Consider the following 6,274-nt stretch of genomic DNA (forward strand, 5'->3'; position numbering starts at 1 on the left):
TCATTAATCTGTGGTTTGACTCGAAACGACCCCTTTATTCACTAACTCATCTAACGTATATTCTACTATCCGTTCCTTGTCTACTAGTTCCACTTGAATTAATCTTTCTAAAATATTTAATCCGATAACACGGCCAGTACCATGCGGGGTTTGTATACGTTGATCTAAATCAGGAAGTTGTTCCTTTGCTGCCTCATATTCATCATTCTCATATTTTAAGCAACACATTAAGCGACCACATAAACCAGAGATTTTTGCAGGATTTAATGATAAATTTTGATCCTTTGCCATTTTAATGGATACAGGTTCAAAATCCCCTAAAAAAGTAGAACAACAAAGCATACGACCACATGGACCAATACCACCTAGCATCTTCGCTTCATCACGAACACCAATTTGTCTTAGTTCAATTCTTGTTCTAAAAATTGCGGCTAAGTCCTTCACTAGTTCGCGGAAATCGATCCGACCATCCGCAGTAAAATAGAAAATAATCTTATTACGATCGAATGTATACTCTACATCTACAAGTTTCATATCAAGATTATGCTCTACTACCTTTTGTTGACAGACTTGATATGCTTCTTTGGCAGCATGTTTGTTCTCTTCAACAATGGTACGATCATTTTCATTTGCAATACGAATAACCTTTTTTAGCGGTAATACAACGTCGTTTTCATCAACTTGTTTTTTGGTAATAACTACTTTTCCGTATTCAATACCTCTTACCGTTTCTACAATGACAAACTCATTTTCAGAGATATCGAACTGGTTTGGATCAAAGTAATATACCTTTCCGGCCTTCTTAAAGCGAACACCTACTACATCATACAAAACGGTCATCCCTCCTGCAACCGCAACACTAACTGTTCGAACACAAGCTGCGCATTTACATTAGCGTTGATTCTATTTTTTGCCTCTAATATATTAAAGAGAGCTGATACAATGCGCTTCTGAGCATAGGAAAACGATTCAAACATCTCTTTCTGATCATGAAAAACAAGACGATCTTCTTCTCCAAGTTGAACATATAATAAATCCTTATAAATAAGGAGTAACATATCTAAACCTTGCTGTAATTGTTCTTTCTCTCCAAAGTGTTTTCCCCATTTTTCTTGTACAAAAAAAATAGAGGTTTTATCTTTTTCGAGCGCTTCACATAATTTTATCACTAAAGCTCGTGCTTGTGCAAACCATTCATCACTACATAAAGCTAAAGCTTCATCAAAACTATTTGTAAGTTGAGCAGCAAGTGTCGATAAAGATGCTGTAATCCCTTCATCCTGTAATCTTCTAATTAAAGATTCCGTAGGTAACGGTCTAAACGTAACAACTTGGCAACGAGATAAAATCGTATTTAAAATTTGATGACTTTGTTCAGTAAGTAAAATAGCAGTTGTATCACTACTTGGTTCTTCTAAAAATTTCAAAAGTGTATTTGCCGCATTTGCTGTCATACGATCTGCGTGCTCAATAATATATAATTTTTTATTTGCCTCTAATCCTGTTTTTGAAAACTCTTCTTGTAAATCATGAATTTGCTGCTTTTTAATAGATAATCCGTCTGGTTTTACAATATGTAAGTTAGGGTGGTTACCTGAATCAATTCGCTTACAGTTTGTACATACATGGCAGGGCTCTACCCCATTCCGCTCAGAACAGAGGAAACTCTTTGCCATTTGAATTGCTGTCGCAAACTTTCCTGTCCCTTTCCCTCCCTCTAACAAGTAAGCGTGGGATATACGCTCTTTTGCAATGCTATTCATCAACATTTTTACACCGATGGGTTGTATAGCAGAAAGCTGCTCCCACGTCTTCGTCATAATGCATACCTCACTTATTTCATTCTTTCCTTCTATTATAACAATTTATCTTCTATAATCTGAACAACTTCTTCTATAAGTTTTTCCATCGGCTGATCAGCATTTACCAATACAATACGATCCGAGAAACGTTCTACAACTTGTAAATACCCTTCGCGCACACGTTTATGGAAAGAGATATCTTCCATATCTAGTCGATTTACTTCACGTCCTGCATCTTTTTCAATCCGAGCCAAACCAACCTCAGGCTCAATGTCTAGATAAATTGTTAAACTAGGCATACAGTCCTCTGTTGCGAAACGATTTATTTCAAATACCTTATCCATACCCAATCCTCTTGCATAGCCTTGGTATGCTAAAGAGCTATCTATAAAACGATCACATAACACGAGGTAGTTCTCATTAAGTGCTGGCATAACTTTTTCTACTAAATGTTGTCTGCGCGCAGCAGCATAAAGAAGCGCTTCTGTACGTGCTTCCATCATCGTATATTCTTGTTTATGTAAAATCGTCCTAATGTCCTCAGAAATTGCAATACCGCCTGGTTCCCTTGTCGCCATTACCTTTTGTGCTTTTTTTTCAAAATATGGCAATAAGCTTTTAATTAACGTTGTTTTACCTGAACCTTCTGGGCCCTCAATTGTTACAAATAATCCCTTCATCCTAAAACCTACTTTCTATATCATACACTTTCATATATTTCGTATTACCTTGAAAACGAGCTCCTGCTCTCTCTAAATACATAATTTGCTCTTTATGCTCTGAAGTAATTCTCTCTCCATACATAATCAATGGAATTCCAGGTGGATACGGAATCACCATTTCCGCCGCTATCATTCCAACAGCCTCTTCTATAGATACTATCTTTGTTTCATATCCGTCTAGTTGTTTATACGTATACGGTAAAAGAGAGAATTCACCTTTATAAGTATAACGAATAGATTCCCTCTTGTCTTTCACCTCATAATGTTGCAATGCTACTCGGATCATCTCTATAACCTTCATATATCCCTCATTTACTTGTAAGGGTAAAATAAATAGGACATTGTACGGATCAGCCATCTCTGTATATATACCGACCTTTTCAAATACAGACTGTAATTCGTACCCTGATAACTGACAACGAGTTTGTACGGTGACCTTTAACTCATCTTGCAACGGATATTCTAAAATGGCGATTTGGGGAATAGAACGTAATTGTTCCTTAAATCTTCGTAAAAACTCAACAATTTCACTGTGACCTTCTTCTTTTATACGCGCCATTGTAAAGCGTGCTATATCCAAGGAAGCCATAATTGGATACGATGGACTACTAGATTGTAGCATACTTAAATAAGTAGTAACCTTCTCTTCGTCTACTAAGTGACTATTTATATGTAAATAGGAACCCATTGTCATTGCGGGTAATGTTTTATGTGCAGAATGAACTACAATATCTGCACCATATGTTAATGCTGACTTTGGGAATGGTTCTCCCAAGCACAGATGTGCCCCATGTGCCTCATCTACCAAAACAGGGATTTTATGTGCATGTGCAAAAGCGATGCTTGCCTCTAGATCCATACCCATACCATAATAATTAGGATGCGTTAAAATGAGTGCTTTCGCATTTGGATACTTTTCAATTGCTTTCTTAATAATTTCGTTACGAACTCCCACCGGTACGTTATAAGCTTCATCAATCCATGGATCTAAAAAAATGGGATTTGCTCCCGCAAGTTTTAAAGCATTAATAATTGATTTATGGCAATTTCTTTGTACAAGAACAATATCATGTTCCCCACAACAAGACAAAATCATTGCTAAGTTCCCGACTGTTGAACCATTAATTAAAAAATAGCTCCTCTTTGTATTATAAACTTCAGCCAATAATTGTTGTGCCTCATCTATACATTCAAACGGACTATGCAAATCATCTAGTCCTGCTAACTCAGTTACATCAATAGATAGAATATCTTTAAACTCTCTTATTGCCTCCTGAGGGAAGTTTAAACCATTCTTATGACCTGGAACATGAAAGGATAACGGCCCTCTTTCTTTAAACTCTATTAACGCCTCATATAAAGGCATACGATTTTGATTCATCTACATCTCTTCCTTATTATTCATTCTCTATCTATTATACAGAACAAAAAAAATAATAGGCATATGCCTATTTAAAAATATGATACTTCTAATTTTCGAAGCTGCTTTAAATAATGTATATATTTCGGATCATCTGTCTCTGTATTCACCATATCCTTTTCACATTCATAGCATATTAAATTATTATAAACATATATACCTTCTTTTCTTTTTGTCTCACAAACAATACAAACTTCACTTTGTAATTTCATAGCCTTCCCTCCCTATTTTAGTGAACCTATTTTATACTTCTAATCCTTAACAATTTACAGAAAAATATACACCCATCTCTTATATAATATGATTAACTCTTGGGCAACGTGTTTGTATCACCCTTACTTCTTTCCCGTTCTTTTTAACAATACAAAAAAACACAAATCAAATGACTTGTGTTTTTAGTTGCTTGGCGACGTCCTACTCTCACAGGGACAAGGTCCCAACTACCATCGGCGCTAGAGAGCTTAACTTCCGTGTTCGGTATGGGAACGGGTGTGACCTCTCTGCCATCATCACCAAACTATGAAGGCATATTCCTTCAAAACTAGATAACATTTGCTACATATTATATGGTTAAGTCCTCGATCTATTAGTATTCGTCAGCTCCACATGTCACCATGCTTCCACCTCGAACCTATCAACCTGATCATCTTTCAGGGATCTTACTAGCTTACGCTATGGGAAATCTCATCTTGAGGGGGGCTTCATGCTTAGATGCTTTCAGCACTTATCCCTTCCGCACATAGCTACCCAGCTATGCCCTTGGCAGAACAACTGGTACACCAGCGGTGCGTCCATCCCGGTCCTCTCGTACTAAGGACAGCTCCTCTCAAATTTCCTACGCCCACGACGGATAGGGACCGAACTGTCTCACGACGTTCTGAACCCAGCTCGCGTACCGCTTTAATGGGCGAACAGCCCAACCCTTGGGACCGACTACAGCCCCAGGATGCGATGAGCCGACATCGAGGTGCCAAACCTCCCCGTCGATGTGGACTCTTGGGGGAGATAAGCCTGTTATCCCCGGGGTAGCTTTTATCCGTTGAGCGATGGCCCTTCCATGCGGAACCACCGGATCACTAAGCCCGACTTTCGTCCCTGCTCGACTTGTAGGTCTCGCAGTCAAGCTCCCTTATGCCTTTGCACTCTACGAATGATTTCCAACCATTCTGAGGGAACCTTTGGGCGCCTCCGTTACACTTTAGGAGGCGACCGCCCCAGTCAAACTGCCCACCTGACACTGTCTCCCGGGTCGATAAGACCCGTAGGTTAGAATTTCAATACAGTCAGGGCGGTATCCCACCAGCGCCTCCACCGAAGCTAGCGCTCCGGTTTCAATGGCTCCCGCCTATCCTGTACAAACTGTACCAAAATTCAATATCAGGCTACAGTAAAGCTCCACGGGGTCTTTCCGTCCTGTCGCGGGTAACCTGCATCTTCACAGGTACTATAATTTCACCGAGTCTCTGGTTGAGACAGTGCCCAAATCGTTACACCTTTCGTGCGGGTCGGAACTTACCCGACAAGGAATTTCGCTACCTTAGGACCGTTATAGTTACGGCCGCCGTTTACTGGGGCTTCAGTTCAGAGCTTCGCTTACGCTAACCCCTCTCCTTAACCTTCCAGCACCGGGCAGGTGTCACCCCCTATACTTCGCCTTACGGCTTCGCAGAGAGCTGTGTTTTTGCTAAACAGTCGCTTGGGCCTATTCACTGCGGCTTTCCGTTAAGAAAGCACCCCTTCTCCCGAAGTTACGGGGTCATTTTGCCGAGTTCCTTAACCAGAGTTCTCTCGCACACCTTAGGATTCTCTCCTCGCCTACCTGTGTCGGTTTGCGGTACAGGCACCTTTTATCTCGCTAGAAGCTTTTCTTGGCAGCGGGGAATCAAAGACTTCGCTCCATAAGGAGCTTCCCCATCACAGCTCAGCATACGCGATAAGCGGATTTGCCTACTTATCAGCCTAACTGCTTGGACGTGCACAACCAATCGCACGCTTCTTCTATCCTTCTGCGTCCCTCCATTGCTCAAACGATAAAGAGGTGGTACAGGAATATCAACCTGTTGTCCATCGCCTACGCCTGTCGGCCTCGGCTTAGGTCCTGACTAACCCTGAGCGGACGAGCCTTCCTCAGGAAACCTTAGGCATTCGGTGGACGGGATTCTCACCCGTCTTTCGCTACTCATACCGGCATTCTCACTTCTAAGCACTCCACCAGTCCTTACGGTCTGACTTCACTGTCCTTAGAACGCTCCCCTACCACTGATACCATTGGTATCAATCCGCAGCTTCGGTGGTGTATTTAGCCCCGGTACATTTTCGGCGCAGAGTCA

At 40.8% G+C, this 6,274-nt stretch carries 5 protein-coding genes and 2 rRNA genes (1 of these 7 cut by a window edge); all 7 read right to left on the bottom strand.

From position 1 onward, the window contains the following. Positions 1 to 3: 3 nt before the first annotated feature. Positions 4 to 831: a PSP1 domain-containing protein gene (locus tag QCI79_RS13255; protein ID WP_000272429.1), complete on the bottom strand. Its 828-nt coding sequence runs from the start codon at positions 829 to 831 to the stop codon at positions 4 to 6. Between the two features lie 5 nt (positions 832 to 836). After that, on the bottom strand, positions 837 to 1,820 hold the full coding sequence (gene holB, locus QCI79_RS13260; protein ID WP_000169563.1) for a DNA polymerase III subunit delta': 984 nt from the start codon (positions 1,818 to 1,820) through the stop codon (positions 837 to 839). Positions 1,821 to 1,855: 35 nt separating this feature from the next. Further along, positions 1,856 to 2,482: a dTMP kinase gene (gene tmk, locus QCI79_RS13265; RefSeq protein ID WP_000677214.1), complete on the bottom strand. Its 627-nt coding sequence runs from the start codon at positions 2,480 to 2,482 to the stop codon at positions 1,856 to 1,858. Between the two features lies 1 nt (position 2,483). Further along, positions 2,484 to 3,905 (bottom strand): aminotransferase class I/II-fold pyridoxal phosphate-dependent enzyme, encoded by a 1,422-nt coding sequence (locus QCI79_RS13270; RefSeq protein ID WP_001075296.1) that lies wholly within the window; start codon positions 3,903 to 3,905, stop codon positions 2,484 to 2,486. A 71-nt stretch (positions 3,906 to 3,976) separates the two neighbouring features. Then, entirely contained in the window at positions 3,977 to 4,156 is a 180-nt protein-coding gene (locus QCI79_RS13275) for a sigma factor G inhibitor Gin (RefSeq protein WP_000776279.1), read from the bottom strand. Positions 4,157 to 4,345: 189 nt separating this feature from the next. After that, positions 4,346 to 4,461 (bottom strand): 5S ribosomal RNA (gene rrf / locus QCI79_RS13280). Positions 4,462 to 4,510: 49 nt separating this feature from the next. After that, positions 4,511 to 6,274 (bottom strand): 23S ribosomal RNA (locus QCI79_RS13285); it runs 1,158 nt beyond the window's last position.

Source organism: Bacillus cereus group sp. MG1 (genome assembly GCF_040460035.1).
GTDB classification, from domain to species: Bacteria; Bacillota; Bacilli; order Bacillales; family Bacillaceae_G; genus Bacillus_A; species Bacillus_A cereus.